Origin of the sequence: Pseudomonas inefficax (assembly GCF_900277125.1) — a bacterium.
Lineage (GTDB): Bacteria > Pseudomonadota > Gammaproteobacteria > Pseudomonadales > Pseudomonadaceae > Aquipseudomonas > Aquipseudomonas inefficax.
Window position 1 is genome coordinate 57851 of the sequence record NZ_OPYN01000103.1, and the last position, 23834, is coordinate 81684.

Below are 23834 nucleotides of genomic sequence, written 5' to 3' on the forward strand. Positions count from 1 at the left end.
GATGGCCCATTCGCAGCACAAGGCTGCTCCTACAGGTGACGCGGTGGTTGTACGTGCGCGATCGGGCCGCGGATGCTACGCAACCCGTACCGTACCCTCAAGACGAGTGCCGGCTGGCGATAGGCTGGTATTGGCTGTGTGCCCCGTGCTCAGGGCGCTTGCCAGCAAAATGAAGATTTGTTCATGGCGGCGGCGTGGTGATGGAATTTGCTGATGGACCGATGCAAGTTGAGTCCACGAGCACGCCTATGTCGCCATTAACCTGCTATTCCTAAGAAAACACCTGAACCCACCAAGGCCCGTCGATGCTGGTCATCGAGCAACTGCACAAATCATTCCCCACCCCCCAGGGCCCGCTCCCCGTGCTGCAGGGCGTCGACCTGCGCCTGGCGCGCGGCAGCAGCCTGGCGCTGATGGGCGAGTCGGGCAGCGGCAAGAGTACCTTGCTGCACCTGGTGGCCGGCCTGGACCGCGCGGACAGTGGCCGCATCCTGATCGACGACACCCCGCTCGACAGCCGTTCCGAGGCGTCGCTGGCGTTGTGGCGGCGGGAGGGCGTAGGCCTGGTGTTCCAGCAGTACAACCTGATCAGCAGCCTGGACGTGGGGGCCAATCTCGCGTTCCAGGCCCGGCTGGCCGGTCGTCATGATCCCGATTGGCTGGCCTACCTGGCGCAGCGCCTGGGTTTGGCGGATTTGCTGGTGCGTTACCCGGAGCAATTGTCTGGCGGCCAGCAACAGCGGGTTGCCATCGGCCGCGCCCTGGCCGGGCGCCCGGCCTGGTTGCTGGCCGACGAACCTACTGGCAGCCTCGATGAAGCCAGCAGCGACGAGGTATTGAGCCTGCTGTTGCAACTGGTCGCCGAGGCTGGCAGTGGGGTGCTGATGGTGACCCACAGCCCGCGGCTGGCGGCGCGCTTGCAACAACGGTGTTACCTGCAGGCCGGCCGCGTTCGGCCCGAGCCGGGCGGATGAGACTTCTATCGCTGGCCCTGCTGGTGCTGCTCAGCCACTGGCGGCGCCATCGCGTGCAGTTTTTCAGCATCTTTACCGGCCTGTGGCTGGCCACGGCGTTGTGGACCGGCGTGCAGGCGCTGAACAGCCAGGCACGCAGCGACTATGCCCGGGCCAGCGCGGTGCTGGCCGGGCCGCTGCAGGCGCAACTGGTGCCGCGCCGTGGCGAGCGCTTCGACCAGGCGCTGTACGTGCAGTTGCGCAGGCTGGGCTGGGCGGTGACGCCGGTACTGGAAGGGCGCTTGCGCTTCGCTGGTGAGCCGGTGCGCAGCGTGCGCCTGATCGGCATCGAGCCGTTGAGCCTGCCGCCGGCCAGCAGCATCGCCGGTGTGCAGCCCCGAACGTTCGATCTGCAGGCCTTCATCGGCATGCCCGGGCAAGCCTGGGTCGGGCCGGACACCTTGCGCCAGCTGCATGCAGAGCCCGGGGCGTCAGTACGCGACAGCGAAGGGCAGCTGCTGCCGCCGTTGGTTCTACAACCAGCGCTGGCGCCGGGGGTGATCGTGGTCGATATCGGCCATGCCCAGGCGTTGCTGCATGCACCCGGGCAGTTGTCGCGCTTGCTGTTGGCCGCCACGCCGGGGCAGTTGCCCGCAGATATCGCGCCGTACCTTGAGCTGCAACCCCGGCAGGACGATGGTGGCTTGCAGCGCCTGACCGACAGCTTCCACCTCAACCTGACCGCCCTGGGCCTGCTGGCGTTCGTCGTCGGCCTGTTCATTGCCCATGCTGCAATTGGTTTGGCACTGGAACAGCGGCGCGGCCTGATCCGCAACCTGCGCGCCTGTGGCATCGGCCTGCAAACCCTGCTGTGGGCCTTGGTGCTGGAACTGGGGTTGTTCGCGGTGCTGGGCGGTCTGGCCGGCGTGGCCAGTGGTTACGGGCTGGCCGCGTGGATGCTGCCTGATGTGGCCGCCAGCTTGCGCGGGCTGTATGGCGCCCAGGTCGCCGGGGCGCTGAGCCTGCCCGCAGGGTGGTGGCTGATGGGCGTGCTGGTGAGCGTGCTGGGGGCGCTGCTGGCGGGTTTGGGCAGTGTACTGCGTGCGGCGCGGTTGCCGTTGCTGGCGCTGGCACAACCTCAGGCGTGGCGGTTGGCGCAGGGGCCCTGGTTGCGGCGCCAGGCCCTGGTGGCCGGCTTGTTGCTTTTGCTGGCCTTGGGTTGTGGCGTGCTCGGCGATAGCCTGCCCAGCGCTTTCGCCATGCTGGCCGCGCTGCTGCTGGCGGCGGCGCTGCTGCTGCCAGCCTTGCTCGACCGGGTGCTGGCCTGGCTGGCGCGCCATTGTCGGCGGCCCTTGTCGCAATGGTTCGTCGCCGACAGCCGCCAGCAACTGCCCGCCCTGAGCCTGGCGTTGATGGCACTGTTGCTGGCGCTGGCCGCCAGTGTCGGGGTGGGCAGCATGACCGAGGGCTTTCGCAAGACTTTCGTCGGCTGGCTTGACCTGCGCCTGTCCGCCGACCTGTATGTCACGCCAAGGGATACCGCCCAGGGCTTGAAGATAGCCGAGTGGCTCGGGCAGCAACCTTCGGTGGGTGTGGTACTGCCCGGCTGGCGTGTGGAAACACAGCTGCAGGGCTGGCCGGTGCAGGTCCAGGGCATTGTCGATCATCCCGTCTATCGCACCCGCTGGCCATTGCTGGCGCAGCAAAAGCAGGCCTGGCAGCAACTGGCCGCCGGGCAAGCCGTAATGGTCAGTGAACAGCTGGCCAGGCGACTGAAGCTGCAATTGGGCGATCACCTGAAGCTATCCGCAGACACTTCGCCAGCCCTGAGCGTTGTGGGCATCTATGCCGATTACGGCAACCCCAAAGGGCACATGCTGGTCAATGCTGGTTGGCTGCGCGCGCACTGGCCACAGGCAACCCTCACCGGGCTGAGTGTCGATCTGGCGGCCGATCAGGTGTCGGCGCTCAAGGCTGCATTGCATCAGCGCTTCGCCCTGGACGAGGGCCGCGTGGTCGAGCAGGCGCGTCTCAAACGCTGGTCCACCGATGTGTTCAACCGCACCTTCGCCGCCACTGCCGCGCTCAACAGCCTCACCCTTGGCGTGGCAGGCGTGGCACTGTTCATCAACCTGCTGACCCTGGCCCAGACCCGCCTGGGCCAGTTGGCGCCGCTGTGGGCACTGGGCGTGCGGCGCATGCACCTGGTGTGGCTGAGCCTCGGGCAGACACTGCTGCTGAGCAGCCTTACCGTGCTGCTGGCGATTCCGCTGGGTATCCTGCTGGCCTGGTGCCTGGTAGCGGTGGTGAACGTGCAGACATTCGGCTGGCGTTTGCCGCTCCATGTGTTCCCTGCGCAACTGCTGCAACTGGCCTTACTGGGCATGCTTACCAGCCTGTTGGCCAGCGCCTGGCCACTGTGGCAACTGGCGCGTCGCCAGCCGCGCGAACTGTTGAGGCCGTTTGCCGATGAAACCTAGCGCCTGGCTGTTGCTGTGTGGGTTGCTGGGCGGCTGTGATCAGCCTGCCGAGCAAAGCTATGCCGGGCTCGGGCAGCAAGCGGGCGAATTCAGCCAGGTCAGCCGCGGCCATCGCCTGGAATTTCCGCGTGACCATGGGGCCCACGATGGTTTTCGCATCGAATGGTGGTATGTCACCGCCAACCTCAAGGACTTCCAGGGAAGGGACTGGGGTGCGCAGTGGACGCTGTTTCGCTCGGCCCTGCGCCCAGGACCCGAAACTGCCGGCTGGAACAGCCCGAACCTGTGGATGGGGCATGCGGCGCTGACCGGTCCCGGTGGTCATCGGTCTGGCGAAACCTTGGCGCGTGGAGGTATCGGCCAGGCCGGTGTGCAGGCCCAGCCGTTCCGGGCGTGGATCGATGACTGGTCGTTGCGGGGCAGCAGGGGCATCGAGCATCTGCAAATGGCTGCCGGTGGTGAAGGCTTTCGCTATGACCTGCAACTGCACAGCGATCGGCCCTTGGTGCTGCACGGGGACCAGGGCTACAGCGAGAAGTCCGGCAAAGGGCAGGCATCGTACTATTACAGTCAGCCGTTCTATCGGGTGAGTGGGGAAGTGCAGCGTGACGGCCAGTGCATTGCTGTCACCGGCCAGGCCTGGCTGGACCGGGAATGGAGCAGCCAGCCGCTGGCTGCCGGGCAGACGGGTTGGGACTGGTTTTCCCTGCACCTGGACAGTGGCGCCAGGCTGATGCTGTTCCAGGTGCGCGAGGTGCAGGGGGCGGCGTATCGCGCCGGGACCTGGGTCGGCCCGCAGGGTGAGGTGGTGGCGCTGCAGGGCGCGCAGGTGCAGCTGCAGGCGCTGGCCTGGGCGCGGCAGAAGAATGGCAAAAAGGTGCCGACGCGATGGCGGGTGCAGGTGCCCGAGCATGGGGTTGATGTGCAGGTCGAGGCTGTGGAACCGCAGGCCTGGATGGAGACGCGGTTCCCGTATTGGGAAGGGCCAGTGCGCTTGACCGGGAGTGCGGGTGGGCGGGGGTATCTGGAGATGACCGGGTATTAGCGATCCTGGGGGTTCTGAGTTTTCCTGGGGCTGCGTTGCAACCCACACCGGTAAGCCCACGGGTGCAGCGTTGATCTCGAGGTTGTCGCTGTACCTGTGGGAGCGGCCTTGTGTCGCGAAAGGGCCGCAAAGCGGCCCCAGGATTGATGCGCAATAGTTGAAATTGCTGGGGCTGCTTTGCAGCCCTTTCGCGACACAAGGCCGCTCCCACAGGGAATCGCGCCAACTTTTAGAATTTGACAAGACAGTTGCTCCAACAGGTACTGCACAAGGCTTGAGGTCGATGCAGTCGAGGGGGAGCTGGCTTGCCGGCGATGGGCCGCAACGCGGCCCCAGGTTTTCAATCTTTGATCAACCCTCGCAACACCGCTCGCGCTTCTTCAGTACGCAAGCACTCTATGAACAACCGGCTTTCCCGTGCCACCGTGGCCTCCAGCTCCGCACGCTGGCCATCCTTGAGCAGCCGCTTGCTGATGCGCAGTGCCGCCTGCGGGTAGCCTTGCAGCTGCCGCGCCAGTCGCCTTGCAGCTGCCAGGCAATGTTCACCGTCTTCATGCAGTTCATTTGCGAGCCCCCACGCCACCATCCGTTCGCCGTCGAGCAACTCGTTTGCCAGCAGCAGGCGAGCCGCCCGGGCATGGCCAAGCAAGCGCGGCAGCAGCAAGCTGGAACCAAACTCCGGGCACACGCCCAGCGGCGCGAAAGGGATTCGCAGCTTGGTCGTACGGCTGACCAGCACCTGGTCGCAATGCAACAGCAAGGTGGCGCCGATGCCGATCGCCGCACCACTGACCGCGGCAATCAGCGGTTTGTCCAGGCCCATCACCACCCGCATCAGGCGGAACACCGGGCTGTCCAGGTCGGCGGGCGGGTTGTCGAGGAAGTCGCGCAAGTCATTGCCGGCGGTAAAGCAGTGTGGCCCACCGGTGAGGATGATGGCTTCGACATCAGGGTCTTCACCTGCCGCTTGCAGCAGGTCGCCCAGCTGTTGGTACATGGCGGTGTTCAAGGCGTTGAGCTTGTCGGCGCGGTTGAAGGCCAGGGTCAGTAGGCCCTGGTCCAGGTCACGTGTGATCAGGTCGTTCATGGCAGCCGCTTTTGTTGTTGTGGGCATGAGTGCCAAGGGTTTATCACGCAGTCCGGCTTGTTGTACAGTCGTTCAGTCCAGCCCTAGCCCGAGAGCCGCCGATGAACCAGGAAGCCCGCTACCACCGCATGCTGCCGGAATTGCGCAAAGCCAACCTGGTCGAGGCGACCCTGGTATGCCTCAAGCGCCATGGCTTCCAGGGCGCGTCGATCCGCAAGATTTCCGCCGAGGCCGGGGTTTCGGTCGGGTTGATCAGCCATCACTACGCCGGCAAGGATGAGCTGGTGGCCGAAGCCTACATGGCGGTCACCGGCCGGGTGATGGGCCTGCTGCGCGAGGCCATGGCCCAGGCCGCACCCAATGCCCGCGAACGGTTGTCGGCGTTCTTCCGCGCCTCGTTCTGCGCCGAATTGCTCGACCCGCAATTGCTCGACGCCTGGCTGGCGTTCTGGGGCGCGGTGAAGACCGCCGATGCGATCAACCAGGTGCATGACCATTCCTATGGTGAGTACCGCAATGAACTGAGCGGGCTGCTGGCCACGCTGGCCGACGAGGAGGGCTGGCAGGGCTTCGATGCCGACCTCGCGGCCATCAGCCTGAGCGCCTTGCTCGACGGCCTTTGGCTGGAGTCGGGGCTCAACCCCGGTACCTTCACCCCCGAGCAGGGTGTGCTGATCTGCGAGGCATGGGTCGATGGTCTGCAGGCCGGTGGTCGACGCCGCTTCAGCCCGCCGGAGGGCTGTTGATCGCCTGTTCAGTAACGAGTACGCTGCTGTCGCGAGTGTGTAGAACAACACCAATAAAAAAAGAGACGACACGCAATGACGCCTCGGGTATTGATCGTCGATGACGATCCGCTTATTCGTGACTTGCTGCAGGCCTATCTGTCCCAGGAAGGCTATGATGTGCACTGCGCCGACACCGCGGAAAAGGCCGAAGCCCTGCTCGGCAGCCAGGATGTCGACCTGGTGCTGCTGGACATCCGCCTGCCCGGCAAGGACGGCCTTACCCTGACCCGCGAGCTGCGGGTACGTTCGGAGGTCGGCATCATCCTCATCACCGGCCGCAACGACGACATCGACCGCATCGTCGGCCTGGAATGCGGCGCCGACGACTACGTGATCAAACCGCTCAATCCCCGCGAACTGGTATCCCGCGCCAAGAACCTGATCCGCCGTGTGCGCCATGCCCGCGAGGTGCACCCGGCGCCAGCCTGCGCGCAATCGCTGAAGCAGTTCGCCGACTGGGCGCTGGACACCGACCGTCGGCGCCTGATCGACGCCCGTGGCGGGCAGACCCTGCTGACCCATGGCGAGTTCCAGTTGCTCAGCGTGTTCCTGCGCAACAGCGGCCACACCCTCAGCCGCGACCAGTTGATGGACCAGATCCGCAACCGCGAGTGGGTGCCCAACGACCGTTCCATAGACGTGCTGGTCGGCCGCCTGCGGCGCAAGCTGCACGACGACCCGGCCGAACCCCAGCTGATCATCACCATCCACGGCACCGGCTACCTGTTCACCGCCAGCGTGGCGGCATGACCCGCAGCGCCTGGGTGCTGGCCTTGGCAATGTTCGCCATGCAGGCCAGTGCAAGGCAGCCGGTGCGCTACTGCGACTACCCGGTGTACCCGCCGATTTCCTGGAGTGACGGCCACCAGGTGCGTGGCCTGGCCCCCACCGTGGTGCGAGAGCTGTTCGCGCGCATGGGCTACCAGGTGCAGACCGTGGTGCTGGGCAACTGGAAACGCTGCCTGATGGACGCCGCCGCCGGGCGAGTGGACGTGGTGCTGGCCTACAACAGCGACCAGCGTGACCAACGCATGCGCTTTTCCACGGTGCCGGTGGTGCGCGAGGAAGTGGCGGTGTTCTACAACCGCCTGCGGCCAGTGCAGTTCCAGCGCCTGGAGGACCTGGCCAGTTACCGCGGCGGCCTGCTGTACGGCGAAAGCTACGGCGCCGAATTCGACCGCTTCGTCGCCCGCCACCAGAACATCGAACGGGTGTCGTCCAGCCAGCAGAACTTCGGCAAGCTGATCCGTGGGCGCATCGACTACGTGATCCAGGAGCGGCGCACCGGCCAGCTGTTCATCGAAAACCTGCCCGGGGCGCAGGACATTCGCGTATTGCCCACGGCCCTGAGCGTGGACTACCTGCGCGTTGCGATATCACGGCAATCGCCCTTGAGCCAGCATATGGACGAAATCGACGCGCAGCTGCTGCGCATGAACCAGGCCGGCGAGATCGAGCGCTGGCTGGAGCAGAGCGAAGTGACCTATCGCGACATGGTCAACCTGCCGGCAGACTCCCGATGATCCGCCTGCGCACCGATGGCTTGCTGCGTCGCCTGCTGCTGTTCATCCTGCTGTTCAGCCTGTGCTTCACCGTGCTGGCCAGCTCGGTGCAGCTGTACTTCGAATACCGCCGCGAGATGCGCGATATCGAGGCGCGCATGGCGTTGATCCGGGCGGGTTACCTGGCCAGCCTGGAGCGCAGTCTGTGGGACCTGGACGAGGCACAGCTGGATACACAACTGCGCGGCCTGGTGGACTTTTCCGATGTCGCCCGGGTGCGCCTGGTCAGCGACGATTTCCAGCTGCTGCGCGGCGTCGCCGAGCCCAAGGGGCCGCTGCGCATCGAACGCTTCCCCCTCGATTACCAGCCGCCCTCGGGGCCGGCCAGGCACCTGGGCGAGCTGGAAGTCAGCATCGACCTGGGCGCGGTGCACAGGCGGCTGTATGCCACAGGCCTTGCCAGCCTGCTATGGATGGGCGTGTTCCTGTGTGGCCTGGCGGTGGCGTTGTCGGGGCTATTCTACCGCCTGGTCACCCGCCACCTGCAAGTGATGGCCGAGTTCGCTCGGCGTATTGGCGCCGGCCAGTGGCAGGAACCGTTGCGCCTGGGGCGGCGCACGTCAACACGCCCGGACGAGATCGACACCGTGGCCAATGCCCTGGATGACATGCGCCGCGCCATCCTCAGTGACATCGAGCGCCGCGAGCGTGACCGCCTGGCGCTGCAGGACAAGCGCGACGAACTGCAAGCCATGGTCGAGCGGCGCACCGCCAGCCTGGCCCGGGCCAAGGACGAGGCCGAAGCCGCCAACCTGGCCAAGTCACGTTTCCTGGCGACCATGAGCCATGAGCTGCGCACACCGCTCAACGGCATTCTCGGCATGGCCGAGCTGCTGCGCGGCGGCCGGCTGGAGGCGGCCGACCGCCAGCGCGTCGAGGCCTTGTACAAGGCCGGCGAGGGGCTGTTGGCGATTCTCAACGAGGTGCTGTATTTCGCCCGCCTCGAGGAGGGCGAGAGCCGCGCCGAGCTGGTCGGTTTTTCGCTACGCCAGTTGTGCCAGGAAGTGCTGGCGCTGCTCGAACCCATGGCCAGGGACAACGGCGACGCCCTGCAACTGGAAATCGACGAGCAATTGGCCGAGTACCAGCACGGTGCCGAACAGTATCTGCGCCAGGTGCTCAGCAACCTGCTGGCCAACGCTATCAAGTTCACCGAACACGGCCAGGTGCGTCTTGCGGTGCAGGTACTGGCCAGTGACCAGGGCTCGCAGCGCTTGCGGGTGTCGGTCAGCGACAATGGTATCGGCATCGAGCCGGCTGTGCAGGCCAGGGTCTTCGACCGCTTCGTCCAGGCCAGCGAGGCGGTGGCCCGGCGCTACGGCGGCACCGGCCTGGGCCTGGCGATCTGCAAGCACCTGGTGGAAAAACTGGGGGGCTGCATTGGCCTGGACAGCGTGCAAGGGCAGGGCAGCCGTTTCTGGTTCGAGCTCGACATGGCCCGCGGGCAGCCAGTGCTGGCCAGTTCACCAGCCCCTTCGCCGCTGGCCAGCCTGGACATCCTGGTAGTCGAGGACGTGGCATTGAACCGCGAGGTGGCCGGCGGGCTGCTGCTGCGCGATGGCCACCGGGTGAGCTTTGCCGAAGACGCCGGGCAAGCCCTGCAGGCCTGCGCGCAGCGGCGCTTCGACTTGATCCTGCTCGATGTGCACCTGCCCGGCATGAGTGGGGTGGAGCTGTGCAGGCAGCTGCGTGCCATCCCCGGGCCGAACCGCCATAGCCGGGTCCTGGCCCTGACGGCTGGCGTGCAACCGGGGCAAGTGCCGGGTTATCTGGACGCCGGCATGCAGGGGGTACTGGCCAAGCCCCTGCGGCTGGAGAACCTGCGCCAGGCGCTGGCCGAAGCGGCGCCCGCTGAAGTGACGGGCGTCGACGCGACAATCGACTGGTCGTTGCTGGGCACCCACCGCTCGCTGCTGGGGGAACAGAAGCTGCAAGGCCTGCTGAAGGTGTTGCGCCAGTCGCTGGAGCAGCACGCCACGGCGTTGGCCGAGGCGCTGCCGGCCCAGGACTTTACCGAAGTGCTGCACCTGGCCCACCGTCTGGCCGGCAGTTGCGACTCCCTGGGTTTTTCTGGCCTGGCTGCGCTGTTGCGACGCCTTGAAGACGCAGCCAGGCAGCATGACGAACAGGCATTGAAAGCGCTCGGCGAGCCGCTGGCCACCGAGCTCGCCCAAGCCCGCGCCACCCTGGAACAGCTGATCCAGAGCTGACGTACAAAAAAGTTACGACTTTTTACATCTTCGATCCGTTCGTACAACGGCACCTTACATCCGTTTCCAATAATCCATGGCAACCGTGTTGCACGCGGTCCATGAGGCTTATTGGAGACAAGAATAATGACATGCCGTAGCGCTCAGCCCCTCCTTCACAGCACACCGCGCGGCACCAGCCGCAATGGCGAGGTGCGCCATGACTGACACTCACGAAAAGATCCAGCTCACCCGCGCGCTGAAAAGCCGACACATCTTCATGCTGTCGCTGGGCGGGGTGATCGGCACCGGGCTGTTCATGGGCTCGGGCGTGACCATCAACCAGGGCGGCCCGGTAGGGGCGATCCTGGCCTACCTGGTCGCGGGTTTGCTGATGTACCTGGTGATGGTCTGCCTGGGCGAGCTGTCGGTGCAGATGCCGGTTTCCGGCTCGTTCCAGGCCCACGCTACCAAGTTCATCGGCCCGGCCACCGGCTTCATGATCGGCTGGGTGTACTGGATGAGCTGGGCCACCACCGTGGGCCTGGAGTTCACCGCCGCCGGCATGCTGATGACCCGCTGGTTCCCGGAGGTGCCGATCTGGTACTGGTCGGCGCTGTTCGTGGTCGTGCTGTTCGGCCTCAACGCCCTGGCCACCCGCGCCTTCGGCGAGGCGGAATACTGGTTCTCGGGGATCAAGGTGGCGACCATCGTCGGCTTCATCATCATCGGCCTGCTGGTGATCTTCGGCGCCATCCCGCTGAGCAGCGGGGCGCCGGCACCGATGCTGGACAACCTGATGGGCGAGTCGCTGTTCCCCCATGGCCTGTCGGCGGTGTTCGCGGTGATGATGACCGTGGTCTATGCCTTCCAGGGTTGCGAGATCATGGGGGTCGCCGCTGGCGAGACCGAACACCCGGAAAAGAGCATCCCGCGGGCCGTGCGCAACGTGGTGTTCCGCGTGCTGATCTTCTACGTGCTGGCGATTGCCGTGCTGTCGGCCATCGTGCCGTTCGAGCAGGCTGGGCTGATGGAGAGCCCCTTCGTGCAGGTGTTCGACATGGTCGGCATTCCCTTTGCCGCCGACCTGATGAACTTCGTCATCCTCACCGCCATCCTCTCGGTGGGCAACTCCGGGCTGTATGCCTCCACGCGCATCCTGTGGGCCATGTCGAAGAGTGGCATGGCGCCGAAAAGCCTGTCGCCGCTGAGCAAGCGTGGCGTGCCGTTGCGGGCGCTGAGCATCACCCTGTGCTTTGCGCTGATCTCGTTGATGACCAGTTTCATTGCCGCCGACACTCTGTTCATGGTGTTGATGGCGGTGAGTGGCATGTCCGGCACTGTGACCTGGATCGTCATCGCCCTTGCGCAGTACCGCTTCCGCAAGGTCTACCTGCGTGACGGTGGGCAGTTGCAGGACCTGAAGTACCGCGCGCCGCTATACCCGTTGGTGCCGCTGCTGTGCATCACCCTGTGCAGTTCGCTGTTCGTGTTCCTGGCGCTGGATGAAACCCAGCGGCCGTCGCTGTACTGGGGCTTTGGCTTCATTGCCCTGTGCTATGCGGCGTACTTCTTCGTCAACCGCCGTCGGCAGGGGGCTTTCGAGCCGAGCGTGCCAGGGGTCTGAGGTTTCAATCTCGGGGCTGCTACGCAGCCCATCGCGACGCAAGGCCGCTCCCACAGGTACCGCGCAGACCTGAAGTCTGTGAATGACTTGTGGGAGCGGCCTTGTGTCGCGATGGGGCGCAAAGCGCCCCCAGCAATCCGTCAGTTGTACAAAGTTGTAACAACCACCTCCTATCTCAACCTTTACAAAACAAATAAGCCTAATAAAAACAACGACATACATCGGTTTCAAGGGTTGTTACAGCCCCATCCCCGCCCAATTGCCGCCTTGTTGAACACTCGTTTAGTATCTCCCTCATCAAGCCCTCTCAAACCATCACAACAACACCGAGGCCCCCCATGACCACCCCGTCGTCGTCACTGTTGAGCAAGGTCGAAGCCGGCGTTGCCTGGATCACCCTCAACCGCCCCGAGCAACGCAACGCGCTGGATATCCCCACCCTCAAGCAACTGCACGCCCTGCTGGAAACCTGCAACAGCGACCCAGCCGTACGCGTGGTGGTGCTGACCGGCACCGGCCGCAGCTTCTGCGCCGGTGCCGACCTGGCCGAATGGGCCGCGGCCGAGGCCCAGGGCACCCTGGAAAGCTATGGCTGGACCGAAACCGCCCATGCCCTGATGTTGCGCCTGCACAGCCTCGACAAGCCCACCATCGCTGCCATCAACGGCACCGCCGTGGGCGGTGGCATGGACCTCAGCTTGTGCTGCGACCTGCGCATCGCCGCGGCCTCGGCGCGCTTCAAGGCCGGCTACACCAGCATGGGCTACAGCCCCGATGCCGGTGCCAGCTGGCACCTGCCACGGCTGATCGGCAGCGAGCAGGCCAAGCGCCTGTTGTTCCTCGATGAACTGTGGGGTGCCGAACGTGCCCTGGCGGCCGGGCTGGTCAGCGAAGTCTGCGCTGACGAGCAACTGCCTGCCGTGGCCGCTGAGCTGGCCGGGCGCCTGGCCAATGGCCCGACCTTCGCCTACGCGCAAACCAAGCGGCTGATCCGCGATGGTGCCCGGCGCACCCTGGCCGAGCAGTTGGAAGCCGAGCGCCAGGCCGGCCTGCTGTGCGGCCGCAGCCAGGACGGTGCCGAGGCGCTGCAAGCGTCGGTGGAACGCCGCGCCCCCCGTTTCACCGGCCAGTAACCCGATAACCGACCCTCACCAGGACCTTCGCAGATGAATTTCCAACTGACCCAAGAACAAGAAATGTTGGTGGAAGCGGTACGCAGCTTTGTCGCCAAGGAGCTGCTGCCCCATGAAGAGGCCGTGGACCGCGCCGATGCCGTGTCGCCCGAGCTGGCCGCGCAAATCCGCGGCAAAGCGATCGCCGCCGGGTTCTATGCCTTCAACATGCCCGAGGAAGTTGGCGGCGGTGGCCTGGACTATCTGTCCCAGGCGCTGATCGAGCGCGAACTGTCCAAGGTGTCCTGGGCCCTGCACGTGTTCGTCGCGCGGCCATCGAAAATCCTCATGGCCTGCAAGGACGAACAGATCAACGACTACCTGTTGCCCTGCGTGCAGGGCGAGAAGATCGACTGCTTCGCCCTCACCGAGCCGGGCGCCGGCTCTGATGCCAACGCCATCAAGACCCGTGCCGTGCGCCAGGGTGACGACTTCGTCATCAATGGCAGCAAGCACTTCATCAGCCATGCCGGTCACGCCGATTTCGCCATTGTCTTCGCCGTAACCGATACCTACGAGCACAACGGGCGCAAGCGCAACGCGGTAACGGCCTTGCTGGTCGACCGGGGCACGCCGGGCATGACTATTCGCCGCGGCCCCAAGTGCGTTAGCAACCGTGGCTACCACACCTACGAGCTGTTCTTCGACGACTGCCGGGTGCCGGCCAGCAAGGTGCTGGGCGAGGTCGGCAAGGGCTGGGAAGTGGCCAACGCCTGGCTGACCGCCGGCCGGGTGATGGTCGCCGCCAACTGCGTTGGCCAGGCCCAGCGTGCCCTCGACCTGTCGCTGCAATGGGCTGCCGACCGCAAGCAGTTCGGCCAGGCCATCGGCAGCTACCAGGGGGTGTCGTTCAAGCTGGCCGACATGGCCACGCAGATTCGCGCCGCGGAAATGCTCACCCTGCACACCGCCTGGAAAATGGACCAGGGCAGCATGACCGACGGCGAGGCCGGCATGGCCAAGCTGTTCGCCAGTGAGGTGCTGGGCAAGGTTGCCGACGAAGCCGTGCAGATCTTCGGCGGCATGGGCCTGATGGATGAAGGACCGGTCGAGCGCATCTGGCGCAACGCACGTATCGAGCGCATCTGGGAAGGCACCTCGGAAATCCAGCGACACATCATCGCCCGCGAACTGCTGCGCCCGCTGCTGCGCTGAGCGCCAGGAGAACACCCATGTCGCATTCGATTCGTGACAACCTCAAGCGCCTGCTGGCCCCCCGGCACCTGGCCTTCGTCGGCGGGCGCAGCATGGCGCGGGCGCTCAAGCGCTGCGCCGAAGGTGGCTTTGGCGGCGAGCTGTGGCTGGTCAACCCGCAGCATGACAGCCTCGAAGGCATCCCCTGTGTGGCGCGGGTGGCCGACTTGCCCTATGCCCCGGACGCGGTGTTCATTGCCACCAACCGCGAGCTGACTTTGCAGTGCGTTGCCGAACTGGCCGCACGCGGCGCCGGTGGTGCCATCTGCTATGCCTCGGGCTTTGCCGAAAGCGGCGAGGAGGGCCGCCAGCTACAGCAGCGCCTGCTCGCCGCCGCCGGCAACATGGCCTTGCTCGGCCCCAACTGCTACGGCCTGCTCGACTACTTGCACGGCGCTGCCCTGTGGCCGGTAGCCCATGGTGGCCAGCAGGTGGAGAAGGGCGTGGCGATCCTCACCCAGAGCGGCAACTTTGCCTACAACCTGTCGATGAGCGACCGCTCGCTGCCGGTGGCCTACATGGCCTCGGTCGGCAACCAGGCGCAACTGGGCGTGGCCGAGTTGATGGACGTGCTGCTCGACGACCCACGGGTAACCGCCATCGGCCTGCACCTGGAAGGCCTGAAGAACGTGCCGGGCTTCGCCCGTGCGGCCTGCAAGGCATTGCAGCAGGGCACGCCGATCATTGCCTTGAAGACCGGTGTGTCGCAGATAGGCGCCGAACTGGCGCTCAGCCACACCAGCTCGCTGTCCGGCTCCGATGCCTTGTACGACAGCCTGTTCCAGCGCCTGGGCGTGATCCGCGTCAGTGGCCCGGTGAGCTTCGTTGAAACCCTCAAGGCCGCCGCCTGTGGGCGCTTGCCAATGGATGGCGAGCTGATCGCCCTGGCTTGTTCCGGTGGCGATGCCGGCTTGATCGCCGACTATGCCGAGCGCAACCATCTGCTTCTGCCGCAGCTCGAACAAGGGCAGGTGGCGCAGTTGGCCGAGGTGTTGCCAGCCTATGCCAACCTGGTCAACCCGCTGGATTTCACCACGGCCATCTGGGGTGATGCAGCGGCCCTGCAACGCATGCTGGACAGCACCCTGAGCGGTGCAGCCGACGCGGCCATGCTGGTGCTGGACTACCCGGCGGCGTTCACCGGCGAACGCAAGGAATGCGACCTGCTGCTGGCGCTGTACTGCGATGCGCTGGAACGCCACGGCAAGATCGGCTTCGTCACGTCGGCGTTCCCGGAGCTGTTGCCCGCCTCTGCGCGCGAGCGCTTGCACGCGCGTGGCATCGCCGCCCTGCAGGGCGTGGAGGATGGCCTGGCAGCCTGGGGCCGCATCGTCGCCTACCAGCGCAACCGCCAACGGCTGCTGGAGCAAGGTGAGGCTACGCGGGTGCCGCTGTGCCCACAGGCCCTCGCGGGCGAGGGCCAGCTGCTGGACGAATGGCAATCCAAGCAAGCCTTGCGTGCCTTCGGCCTGCCGGTACCAGCCGGGGTGTTGAGCACACCCGAGCGCGCTGTGGCAGATGCCGCCCGCGTCGGCTACCCGCTGGTATTGAAGGCGGTAAGCGCGCAACTGCCGCACAAGACCGAGGCCGGTGCGGTGGCGCTGAACCTGCGCGATGCTGCCGCCCTCGAGGTTGCGCTGGTGCAGATGCGCCAGCGCATCGCCGCCTACGCCCCGCAGGTAGCGTTCGACCAGGTGCTGCTCGAACCGATGGCCGAGCAGCCGCTGGCTGAACTGATCGTCGGCGTCAAGCGCGAGCACGACTTCGCCCTGGCTTTGGTGATTGGTGCCGGTGGTGTGCTGGTCGAGTTGCTCAAGGACAGCGTCAGCCTGTTGCTGCCGACCACCGACAACGCCATCCGTGCCGCGCTGCTCAGCCTGCGCAGCGCCAGCCTGCTGCAAGGCTTCCGTGGCCGCCCGGCCGCCGACCTCGACGCATTGGTTGCGGCAATCCGCGCGGTGGCCGACTACGCCTGCGAAAACGCCGGGCAACTGCTGGAGCTGGATGTGAACCCATTGATGGTCGGTGCCCACGGCGCCACCGCGGTCGATGCGCTGATCCGCCTCGGCCAAGTGCAAGGAGAACGACATGAATAAGCCCACCCAGACTGCCGGCCAGGCGCTGGTACGCCTGCTGGCCAACTATGGCGTGGAGACGGTATTCGGCATCCCCGGCGTGCACACCCTGGAGCTGTACCGTGGCCTGCCGGGCAGCGGTATCCGTCATGTACTCACCCGCCACGAGCAGGGCGCCGGCTTCATGGCCGACGGCTATGCCCGGGTAAGCGGCAAACCAGGTGTGTGCTTCGTCATTACCGGCCCAGGCGTGACCAATGCCGCCACCGCCATCGGTCAGGCCTATGCCGACTCCATCCCGATGCTGGTTATTTCCAGCGTCAACCACACGGCCAGCCTGGGCAAGGGCTGGGGCTGCCTGCACGAAACCCAGGACCAGCGCGCCATGACCGCGCCGATCACCGCGTTCTCCGCCGTGGCCCTGCGCGGCGACGACCTGCCCGAACTGATTGCCCGCGCCTGGGCCGTGTTCGATAGCGAACGGCCGCGCCCGGTGCACATCTCGGTGCCGCTGGACGTGCTGGCGGCGCCGGTCAGCCGTGACTGGAGCGATGAGGTGGTGCGCCGCCCCGGGCGCGGCCAGCCGTGCCGCGACATCCTCGACCAGGCCGCCGTGAAGCTGGCCGCCGCCAAGCGCCCGATGATCATTGCCGGTGGTGGGGCATTGCATGCGGCCGAGCAACTGCAGCAACTGAGCACCCGGCTGGCAGCGCCACTGTTCACCAGCGTGGCCGGCAAAGGCTTGCTGCCAGTGGACGCGCCACTGAATGCCGGCGCCAGCCTGTGCGTCGAGCCCGGCTGGCAGCTGATCAGCCAGGCCGACGTGGTGCTGGCAGTGGGTACCGAAATGGCCGATACCGATTTCTGGCGCGAGCGCCTGCCGATCAGTGGCGAGCTGCTGCGCGTGGACATCGACCCGCGCAAGTTCAACGACTTCTACCCCTGTGCCATTGCCCTGCACGGCGATGCCCGGCAAACCTTGGCCGGCCTGCTCGAACACCTGCCAGCGCTGGACCGTGACCCGGCCCAGGCCAGCGAAGCCGTGGCCAACCTGCGCCAGGCCATTCGCAGCGGGCATGCGCCGCTGCAGGCCGTGCACCAGGCAATTCTCGACCGCATTGCCGCCGTGCTGCCGGACGACGCCTTCATCAGCAGCGACATGACCCAGCTGGCCTATACCGGCAACTACGCCTTTGCCAGCCGGGCGCCGCGCAGCTGGCTGCACCCCACCGGCTACGGCACCCTCGGCTACGGCCTGCCGGCCGGCATCGGCGGCATGTTCGCCAGCGACCACCGCCCAGGCCTGGTGCTGGTGGGCGACGGCGGCTTCCTCTACACCGCCCAGGAACTGGCCACCGCAGTCGAGGAGCTGGACCGACCGTTGGTCGTGCTGTTGTGGAACAATGACGCCCTTGGCCAGATCCGTGACGACATGCTCGGCCTGGACATCGAGCCGGTCGGCGTACTGCCGCGCAACCCGGACTTCATCGGCCTGGCCCGTGCCTTCGGTTGCGCGGTGCGCCAGCCGCGTGACCTGGACGCGCTGCAGGCCGATCTGGCCAGTGGTTTCGCCACGCCTGGCGTCACCTTTATCGAACTCAAACACACCTGCGTCTGCTAAACGGCAGACACCACGAATAACAAGAGAAACCACCATGCCATTTCGCCGTACCCTCCTGGCTGCATCCCTCGCTCTGCTGATCACTGGCCAGGCCCCGCTGTACGCCGCACCACCCCTGTCCATGGACAACGGCACCACCGCCCTGACCGCGCAGAACAGCAACGCCTGGGTCGAAATCAGTGCCGGCGCGCTGCAACACAACATCCGTACCTTGCAGGCCGAGCTTGGCGGCAAGTCCAAGCTGTGCGCCGTGCTCAAGGCCGACGCCTATGGCCACGGTATCGGCCTGGTCATGCCATCGATCATCGCCCAGGGCGTGCCTTGCGTGGCGGTGGCCAGCAACGAAGAGGCCCGCGTGGTCCGCGCCAGCGGCTTCACCGGGCAACTGGTGCGGGTACGCCTGGCCAGCCTCAGCGAAGTGGAAGATGCCTTGCAGTACGACATGGAAGAACTGGTCGGCAGCGCCGAGTTCGCCCGCCAGCTCGATGCCATCGCCGAACGCCACGGCAAGAAACTGCGCATTCACATGGCGCTCAATTCCAGTGGCATGAGCCGCAACGGTGTGGAAATGACCACTTGGTCCGGCCGGGGTGAAGCGTTGCAGATCACCGACCAGAAGCACCTCGAGCTGGTCGCGCTGATGACCCACTTCGCCGTGGAAGACAAGGACGATGTGCGCAAGGGCCTGGCAGCGTTCAACGAGCAGACCGGCTGGCTGATCAAGCACGCGAAACTTGATCGCAGCAAGCTCACCCTGCATGCCGCCAACTCCTTCGCTACGCTGGAAGTGCCGGAAGCGCGCCTGGACATGGTGCGCACCGGCGGCGCGCTGTTCGGCGACACCGTGCCGACGCACACCGAATACCAACGTGCCATGCAGTTCAAGTCGCACGTGGCAGCGGTGCACAGCTACCCGGCAGGCAACACCGTCGGCTACGACCGCACCTTCACCCTGACGCGGGATTCGCGCCTGGCCAACATCACCGTCGGCTACTCCGATGGCTATCGCCGGGTGTTCACCAACAAGGGCCATGTGCTGATCAACGGCCACCGTGTGCCGGTGGTGGGCAAGGTGTCGATGAACACGTTGATGGTCGATGTCACCGACTTCCCCGATGTGAAGGGTGGCAACGAAGTGGTGCTGTTCGGCAAACAGGCCGGGGGCGAAATCACCCAGGCCGAGATGGAAGAAATCAACGGCGCGCTGCTCGCCGACCTGTACACCGTATGGGGCAGTTCCAACCCGAAGATTCTCGTCGACTGAAACCGCCAATGAAGGGAGATTGCCATGCGCTACGCCAAGCTCACTCAACGCATCGCCGGCGACGGGGCCGCAGCCTGGGACATCCACTACCGCGCCCTGGCGCTGCAGGCCGAGGGCAAGGATGTCCTGCTGCTGTCGGTGGGTGACCCGGACTTCGACACCCCTGCACCAATCGTCGAGGCGGCCATCGACAGCCTGCATGCGGGCCATACCCATTACGCCGATGTGCGCGGCAAGCTGGCGCTGCGCCAGGCCATCGCCAATCGCCACCGGCAGCGCAGCGGCCAGGCCGTCGACGCCGACCAGGTGACGGTGCTGGCGGGGGCCCAATGTGCGCTGTACTGCGTGGCCCAGTGCGTGCTTGACCCGGGTGACGAGGTGATTGTCGCCGAGCCCATGTACGTGACCTACGAGGCCGTGTTCGGGGCCTGTGGCGCCAAGGTGGTGCCGGTGCCGGTCAAGCCGGAGAACGGCTTTCGCGTGTGCCCGCGTGACGTGGCAGCGCGCATCACCCCGCGCACCCGCGCCCTGGCCCTTAACAGCCCGCACAACCCCTCGGGCGCGAGCCTGCCGCGCGCCACCTGGGAAGCGCTTGCCGAACTGTGCATCGCCCACGATCTGTGGCTGATCTCTGACGAGGTGTACAGCGAGCTGCTGTACGACGGCGAGCATGTCAGCCCTGGCAGCCTGCCGGGCATGGCCGAGCGTACCGCCACCCTCAACAGCCTGTCGAAGTCGCATGCCATGACCGGCTGGCGGGTGGGTTGGGTGGTCGGTTCGGCCGAGCTGGCCTCCCACCTGGAAAACCTCGCTCTGTGCATGCTGTACGGCTCGCCGGACTTCATCCAGGACGCCGCCGTGGTCGCACTGGAGCAGCAACTGCCGGAACTGGATGCTATGCGCGAAGCCTATCGCCAGCGCCGTGACCTGGTGTGTGAACAACTTGCTGACTGCCCGGGTATCAAGGTGCTCAAGCCCGATGGCGGTATGTTCGTGATGGTCGACATCCGCGAGACCGGCGTATCTGCCCAGACCTTTGCCGACTACCTGTTGGACAGCCAGGGCGTGTCGGTGCTTGCCGGCGAAGCGTTCGGCCCCAGCGCTGCCGGGCATATCCGCCTCGGCCTGGTGCTGGGCAATGCGGCGCTGATCGATGCCTGCCGCCGCATCGCCTGCTGTGCCGACGAACTGAAACGGGACTACGGCCATGCGTGAGTATTCGCGGCTGTACATCGACGGCGCCTGGCAGGTACCGAGCGGGCAGGGCATGGCCGAGGTGATCGACCCGGCCACCGAACAGACCATCGGCCGCGTGCCGCTGGGCGCCGAGGCCGATGTCGAACGGGCGGTGATGGCTGCGCGGCGGGCCTTCGATGGCTGGTCGCGCACAGCGTCCAGCGTACGCGCCGGGTACATAACGGCGCTGGCCGCACAGCTGAAAAGCCGCGCGGCGGAAATGGCCTCGGTCATCACCGATGAGTTGGGCATGCCGGTGCAGTGGTGCCAGGCAGTGCAGGTGGAAGGCCCGATTGCCGGGCTGGAGCAGTACGCCGAACTGGCCGGGCTTATGGATGAGGTGCGCGAAGTCGGCAACTCGCTGGTGTACCGCGAAGCCGTTGGCGTGTGCGCGTTCATCAACCCGTGGAACTACCCGCTGCACCAGATGATCGGCAAGCTGGCGCCGGCCCTGGCCGCTGGCTGCACGGTGGTGGTCAAGCCCAGCCAGGAAACACCGCTGCATGCGTTCCTGCTGGCCGAAATGATCGAGGCCATCGGCCTGCCGGCCGGGGTGTTCAACCTGGTCAGCGGGCCGGGGGCCAAGGTTGGCGAGGCCCTGGCCCGGCACCCGCAGGTGGACATGGTGTCGTTCACCGGCTCCACCGGCGCTGGGGTGCGCGTGGCCCAGGCGGCCGCGCCGACGGTGAAGCGGGTGTGCCTGGAGCTGGGCGGCAAGTCGCCGTTGCTGATCACTGCCGACGCCGACCTGCACGCGGCGGTGCGCCATGGCGTACAGGACGTGATGATCAACTCGGGGCAGACCTGCACGGCCCTGACCCGCATGCTGCTGCCGGCCAGCCGCTACGCTGAGGCGCTGGAGATCGCCGAGGCCGAGACCCGTGCGCTGGTCATGGGCAACCCGCGTGACCCGGCCAGCTTCCTCGGGCCGATGTGTTCGGCAGGCCAGCGGCGCACCGTGCTCGACTACATTCGCCTGGGGCAGGAGGAGGGCGCTCGCCTGCTGTGCGGCGGTGATGCGCCAGCCGGTTTCGAGCGCGGCTTCTACGTGGCGCCGACGTTGTTCGCTGACGTCGACAACCGCATGCGTATCGCCCAGGAGGAAATCTTCGGCCCCGTGTTGTGCCTGATCCCCTATGCCGATGAGGCACAGGCGCTGGCCCTGGCCAACGATTCGCCGTTCGGCCTGTCCAGTGCGGTGTGGGCCGGTAGCCGCGAGCACGGCCTGGCCCTGGCGCGGCAGCTACGCGCAGGGCAGTGCTTCATCAACGGTGGCGGGTTCAACTACCAGGCACCGTTCGGTGGCTACAAGCAGTCGGGCAACGGGCGCGAGTGGGGCGAGGAGGGCCTGGCGGAGTTCGTCGAGGTGAAAGCGGTGCAGTGCTGAGCCACAGCTGGAAGACAACCTGTTTTGTGTGAGGAGAATGTTTGTGAATGTACTGATCGTCCACGCTCACCCCGAGCCGCAATCGTTCACCGCTGCGCTGCGTGACCAGGCCGTGGAAACCTTCCGCGCCCAGGGCCATCAGGTGCAGGTCAGCGACCTGTACGCCATGGGCTGGAACCCGGTGGCAAGCGCCGATGACTTCAGCCAGCGCGAGAACCCGGAGTACCTGGTGTATGCCCTGGAGCAGCGTCAGGGGGTCAAGCGCGGGGCCATTGCCGCGGATATCCAGCAGGAACTGGACAAGCTGCTGTGGGCCGACTTGCTGGTGCTGAACTTCCCGATCTTCTGGTTCTCGGCGCCGGCCATGCTCAAGGGCTGGATCGACCGGGTGCTGGTGTCGGGGGTGTGCTATGGCGGCAAGCGCTTCTACGACCAGGGCGGGTTGGCGGGCAAGAAAGCGCTGGTGACCGTGACCTTGGGTGGGCGCGAGCACATGTTTGGTGATGGAGCCATTCACGGGCCGCTGGAGGACATGCTGCGGCCGATCCTGCGCGGCACGCTGGCCTATGTCGGGTTCGAGGTGCTGCCGCCGTTCGTGGCCTGGCATGTGCCGTATATCAGCGACGAGGCGCGGCAGGGTTTTCTGCAGCAGTATCGGCAGCGCCTGGAGCAGCTCTCGGATGACCAGCCGCTGGTTTTCCCGCGCCTGGAGCAATTCGATGAGGCGCTTTACCCGCTAACCTGATTTTTCTCCTGTATCAGCCACTGGGGCCGCGTTGCGGCCCTTTCGCGACACAAGGCCGCTCCCACAAGGACTGCGCAGCCTTCGAAGCTGGCAGTGCACCTGTGGGAGCGGCCTTGTGTCGCGAAAGGGCTGCAAGGCAGCCCCAAGGATTCGACAGGTTGTCGCGGCCCATCCACCAAAAAACGACCACCCACACATTCGGGGTATGTCCCCCTTCGGCAAATCCCTCGATAGTGCCTCCATCGGCTCGATCCCGAGCACTCACACGATGGAGTTGCCATGCGCAAGGTACTGAAGGTGATTGGCGGTCTGCTGCTGGCGTCTGGCGCCAGCCTGGCCCAGGCGGCAGAGGTGGACAGCGGTAACACGTTGCGGTTGTACAACTGGACCGACTATATCGGCGAAACCACCCTGGCCGATTTCGAGAAGGCCACCGGCATCAAGGTCATCTACGACACCTTCGACGGCTACGAAACGGTACAGACCAAACTGCTCACCGGCCGCTCCGGCTACGACCTGGTCATGCTCAACGCTGCCCTGGTACCCCCGCTGATCAGTGCCGGGGTGTTCCAGGCGCTGGACAAGCAGCAACTGCCCAGCTGGCACAACCTCGACCAGCAGGTGGTGAACAACCTGCAAGGCTACGACCCCGGCCTGAAATATTCGGCGCCCTATACCTGGGGCAGCTCGGGGGTAACCTACAACGTCGACAAGATCACCGCACGCATGCCCGATGCCCCCATCGGCTCGCTGGCCATGCTGTTCGACCCCAAGATCGTCTCGCGCTTCGCCGACTGCGGCGTCACCCTGATGGACGCACCGACCGAAGTCATTCCGCTGGCCCTGCAGTACCTGGGCAAGGACCCACGCAGCGCATCGCCGGCCGACCTCAAGGCGGCCGAACAACTGCTGTTGGGCATTCGCCCGTACATTCGCAAGTTCGACTCGGTCAACTACCTCACCAGCCTGCCCAATGGCGATGTCTGCCTGGCCCTGACCTGGTCCGGTGACTACGCCACCGCCCAGGCCCGCGCGGTGGAAGCGAAGAAGGACATCAAGCTGTCGTTCTTCATCCCCCAGGAAGGCTCGCTGATCTGGTTCGACAACCTGTACATCCCCAAGGATGCGCCGCACGCGGCCAATGCCCACCGCTTCATCGAGTTCCTGCTGCAGCCGCAGACCATGGCCAAGGTCACCGACTACATCCACTACGCCAACAGCAACGCCGCCGCCACCGCGCTGGTGCGCGACGAGATCCGCCAGGACCCGGCCATCTACCCCGACGCGCAAACCCGCGAGCGCCTGTTCGCGCAGAAAACCCAGAGCCCTAAGGACATGCGCGCCATCACCCGGGTCTGGAGCACGGTCAAGACCGGTTTCTGAACACTGCCCAACGATCACTGCCAAGG

18 protein-coding genes are annotated in these 23834 nt (G+C 65.8%); 17 read left to right on the forward strand and 1 reads right to left on the reverse strand.

All coding sequences use genetic code 11. The features are described from left to right. Positions 1 to 305 precede the first annotated feature (305 nt). The 3 genes from JV551A3_RS13060 to JV551A3_RS13070 are packed head-to-tail and all read left to right on the forward strand — an operon-like array spanning position 306 to position 4478. Positions 306 to 974: an ABC transporter ATP-binding protein gene (locus JV551A3_RS13060; RefSeq protein ID WP_133971752.1), complete on the forward strand. Its 669-nt coding sequence runs from the start codon at positions 306 to 308 to the stop codon at positions 972 to 974. Beyond that, entirely contained in the window at positions 971 to 3433 is a 2463-nt protein-coding gene (locus JV551A3_RS13065; protein ID WP_133971754.1) for an ABC transporter permease, read from the forward strand. The genes JV551A3_RS13060 and JV551A3_RS13065 overlap by 4 nt, the downstream gene beginning before the upstream one ends. Further along, positions 3423 to 4478 carry a lipocalin-like domain-containing protein gene (locus JV551A3_RS13070; RefSeq protein WP_133978749.1) on the forward strand — a complete coding sequence of 352 codons (1056 nt, stop codon included), beginning with the start codon at positions 3423 to 3425 and terminating at the stop codon, positions 4476 to 4478. Before JV551A3_RS13065 ends, JV551A3_RS13070 begins: the two co-directional genes overlap by 11 nt. Positions 4479 to 4818: 340 nt before the next feature. On the opposite strand, the gene JV551A3_RS13080 is transcribed toward JV551A3_RS13070, so the two are convergent. After that, positions 4819 to 5565: an enoyl-CoA hydratase gene (locus JV551A3_RS13080; protein WP_133971760.1), complete on the reverse strand. Its 747-nt coding sequence runs from the start codon at positions 5563 to 5565 to the stop codon at positions 4819 to 4821. Between the two features lie 101 nt (positions 5566 to 5666). Between JV551A3_RS13080 and JV551A3_RS13085 the strand changes: the two genes are divergently transcribed. From JV551A3_RS13085 to JV551A3_RS13155, 14 genes are all read left to right on the forward strand, one after another. Continuing rightward, a complete protein-coding gene (locus JV551A3_RS13085; RefSeq protein ID WP_112252691.1) occupies positions 5667 to 6311 on the forward strand; it encodes a TetR family transcriptional regulator C-terminal domain-containing protein in 645 nt (214 codons plus the stop codon). Between the two features lie 75 nt (positions 6312 to 6386). Next, positions 6387 to 7103, forward strand: a complete 717-nt coding sequence (locus tag JV551A3_RS13090) for a response regulator (protein ID WP_012271826.1) — start codon at positions 6387 to 6389, stop codon at positions 7101 to 7103. Beyond that, positions 7100 to 7876 carry a substrate-binding periplasmic protein gene (locus tag JV551A3_RS13095; RefSeq protein WP_133971762.1) on the forward strand — a complete coding sequence of 259 codons (777 nt, stop codon included), beginning with the start codon at positions 7100 to 7102 and terminating at the stop codon, positions 7874 to 7876. Before JV551A3_RS13090 ends, JV551A3_RS13095 begins: the two co-directional genes overlap by 4 nt. Then, positions 7873 to 10125: an ATP-binding protein gene (locus tag JV551A3_RS13100; RefSeq protein WP_133971764.1), complete on the forward strand. Its 2253-nt coding sequence runs from the start codon at positions 7873 to 7875 to the stop codon at positions 10123 to 10125. The genes JV551A3_RS13095 and JV551A3_RS13100 overlap by 4 nt, the downstream gene beginning before the upstream one ends. 199 nt (positions 10126 to 10324) lie before the next feature. Then, positions 10325 to 11731 carry an amino acid permease gene (locus JV551A3_RS13105; RefSeq protein ID WP_133971766.1) on the forward strand — a complete coding sequence of 469 codons (1407 nt, stop codon included), beginning with the start codon at positions 10325 to 10327 and terminating at the stop codon, positions 11729 to 11731. Positions 11732 to 12069: 338 nt separating this feature from the next. Continuing rightward, complete coding sequence (locus tag JV551A3_RS13110; RefSeq protein WP_133971768.1) at positions 12070 to 12864, forward strand: enoyl-CoA hydratase/isomerase family protein; 795 nt, start codon at positions 12070 to 12072, stop codon at positions 12862 to 12864. Between the two features lie 33 nt (positions 12865 to 12897). Beyond that, positions 12898 to 14058 (forward strand): acyl-CoA dehydrogenase family protein, encoded by a 1161-nt coding sequence (locus JV551A3_RS13115; protein ID WP_039613897.1) that lies wholly within the window; start codon positions 12898 to 12900, stop codon positions 14056 to 14058. Positions 14059 to 14075: 17 nt separating this feature from the next. Further along, the gene (locus JV551A3_RS13120; RefSeq protein ID WP_133971770.1) at positions 14076 to 16193 is read left to right on the forward strand and encodes an acetate--CoA ligase family protein; all 2118 of its coding nucleotides are present in this window, start codon (positions 14076 to 14078) and stop codon (positions 16191 to 16193) included. After that, the gene (locus JV551A3_RS13125) at positions 16186 to 17793 is read left to right on the forward strand and encodes a 5-guanidino-2-oxopentanoate decarboxylase (protein WP_133971772.1); all 1608 of its coding nucleotides are present in this window, start codon (positions 16186 to 16188) and stop codon (positions 17791 to 17793) included. The genes JV551A3_RS13120 and JV551A3_RS13125 overlap by 8 nt, the downstream gene beginning before the upstream one ends. Positions 17794 to 17827: 34 nt before the next feature. Beyond that, complete coding sequence (alr, locus tag JV551A3_RS13130; protein WP_133971774.1) at positions 17828 to 19057, forward strand: alanine racemase; 1230 nt, start codon at positions 17828 to 17830, stop codon at positions 19055 to 19057. A gap of 24 nt (positions 19058 to 19081) precedes the next feature. Further along, positions 19082 to 20272: a pyridoxal phosphate-dependent aminotransferase gene (locus JV551A3_RS13135; RefSeq protein ID WP_133971776.1), complete on the forward strand. Its 1191-nt coding sequence runs from the start codon at positions 19082 to 19084 to the stop codon at positions 20270 to 20272. Further along, positions 20265 to 21680: an aldehyde dehydrogenase family protein gene (locus JV551A3_RS13140; protein WP_133971778.1), complete on the forward strand. Its 1416-nt coding sequence runs from the start codon at positions 20265 to 20267 to the stop codon at positions 21678 to 21680. Before JV551A3_RS13135 ends, JV551A3_RS13140 begins: the two co-directional genes overlap by 8 nt. Positions 21681 to 21723: 43 nt before the next feature. Continuing rightward, positions 21724 to 22425 carry an NAD(P)H-dependent oxidoreductase gene (locus JV551A3_RS13145; protein ID WP_085692816.1) on the forward strand — a complete coding sequence of 234 codons (702 nt, stop codon included), beginning with the start codon at positions 21724 to 21726 and terminating at the stop codon, positions 22423 to 22425. Positions 22426 to 22704: 279 nt separating this feature from the next. Beyond that, a complete protein-coding gene (locus tag JV551A3_RS13155; protein WP_133971780.1) occupies positions 22705 to 23808 on the forward strand; it encodes a polyamine ABC transporter substrate-binding protein in 1104 nt (367 codons plus the stop codon). Positions 23809 to 23834 lie beyond the last annotated feature (26 nt).

Bases quoted from the DNA above. Each gene is read 5' to 3' on its own strand.
- JV551A3_RS13120 (WP_133971770.1), top strand. From the start codon at position 14,076: ATGTCGCATTCGATTCGTGACAACCTCAAGCGCCTGCTGGCCCCCCGG.
- JV551A3_RS13140 (WP_133971778.1), top strand. From the start codon at position 20,265: ATGCGTGAGTATTCGCGGCTGTACATCGACGGCGCCTGGCAGGTACCG.
- JV551A3_RS13060 (WP_133971752.1), top strand. From the start codon at position 306: ATGCTGGTCATCGAGCAACTGCACAAATCATTCCCCACCCCCCAGGGC.
- JV551A3_RS13080 (WP_133971760.1), bottom strand. From the start codon at position 5,565: ATGAACGACCTGATCACACGTGACCTGGACCAGGGCCTACTGACCCTG.
- JV551A3_RS13100 (WP_133971764.1), top strand. From the start codon at position 7,873: ATGATCCGCCTGCGCACCGATGGCTTGCTGCGTCGCCTGCTGCTGTTC.
- alr (WP_133971774.1), top strand. From the start codon at position 17,828: ATGCCATTTCGCCGTACCCTCCTGGCTGCATCCCTCGCTCTGCTGATC.
- JV551A3_RS13085 (WP_112252691.1), top strand. From the start codon at position 5,667: ATGAACCAGGAAGCCCGCTACCACCGCATGCTGCCGGAATTGCGCAAA.
- JV551A3_RS13135 (WP_133971776.1), top strand. From the start codon at position 19,082: ATGCGCTACGCCAAGCTCACTCAACGCATCGCCGGCGACGGGGCCGCA.
- JV551A3_RS13105 (WP_133971766.1), top strand. From the start codon at position 10,325: ATGACTGACACTCACGAAAAGATCCAGCTCACCCGCGCGCTGAAAAGC.
- JV551A3_RS13070 (WP_133978749.1), top strand. From the start codon at position 3,423: ATGAAACCTAGCGCCTGGCTGTTGCTGTGTGGGTTGCTGGGCGGCTGT.
- JV551A3_RS13090 (WP_012271826.1), top strand. From the start codon at position 6,387: ATGACGCCTCGGGTATTGATCGTCGATGACGATCCGCTTATTCGTGAC.
- JV551A3_RS13095 (WP_133971762.1), top strand. From the start codon at position 7,100: ATGACCCGCAGCGCCTGGGTGCTGGCCTTGGCAATGTTCGCCATGCAG.
- JV551A3_RS13065 (WP_133971754.1), top strand. From the start codon at position 971: ATGAGACTTCTATCGCTGGCCCTGCTGGTGCTGCTCAGCCACTGGCGG.
- JV551A3_RS13125 (WP_133971772.1), top strand. From the start codon at position 16,186: ATGAATAAGCCCACCCAGACTGCCGGCCAGGCGCTGGTACGCCTGCTG.
- JV551A3_RS13155 (WP_133971780.1), top strand. From the start codon at position 22,705: ATGCGCAAGGTACTGAAGGTGATTGGCGGTCTGCTGCTGGCGTCTGGC.
- JV551A3_RS13115 (WP_039613897.1), top strand. From the start codon at position 12,898: ATGAATTTCCAACTGACCCAAGAACAAGAAATGTTGGTGGAAGCGGTA.
- JV551A3_RS13110 (WP_133971768.1), top strand. From the start codon at position 12,070: ATGACCACCCCGTCGTCGTCACTGTTGAGCAAGGTCGAAGCCGGCGTT.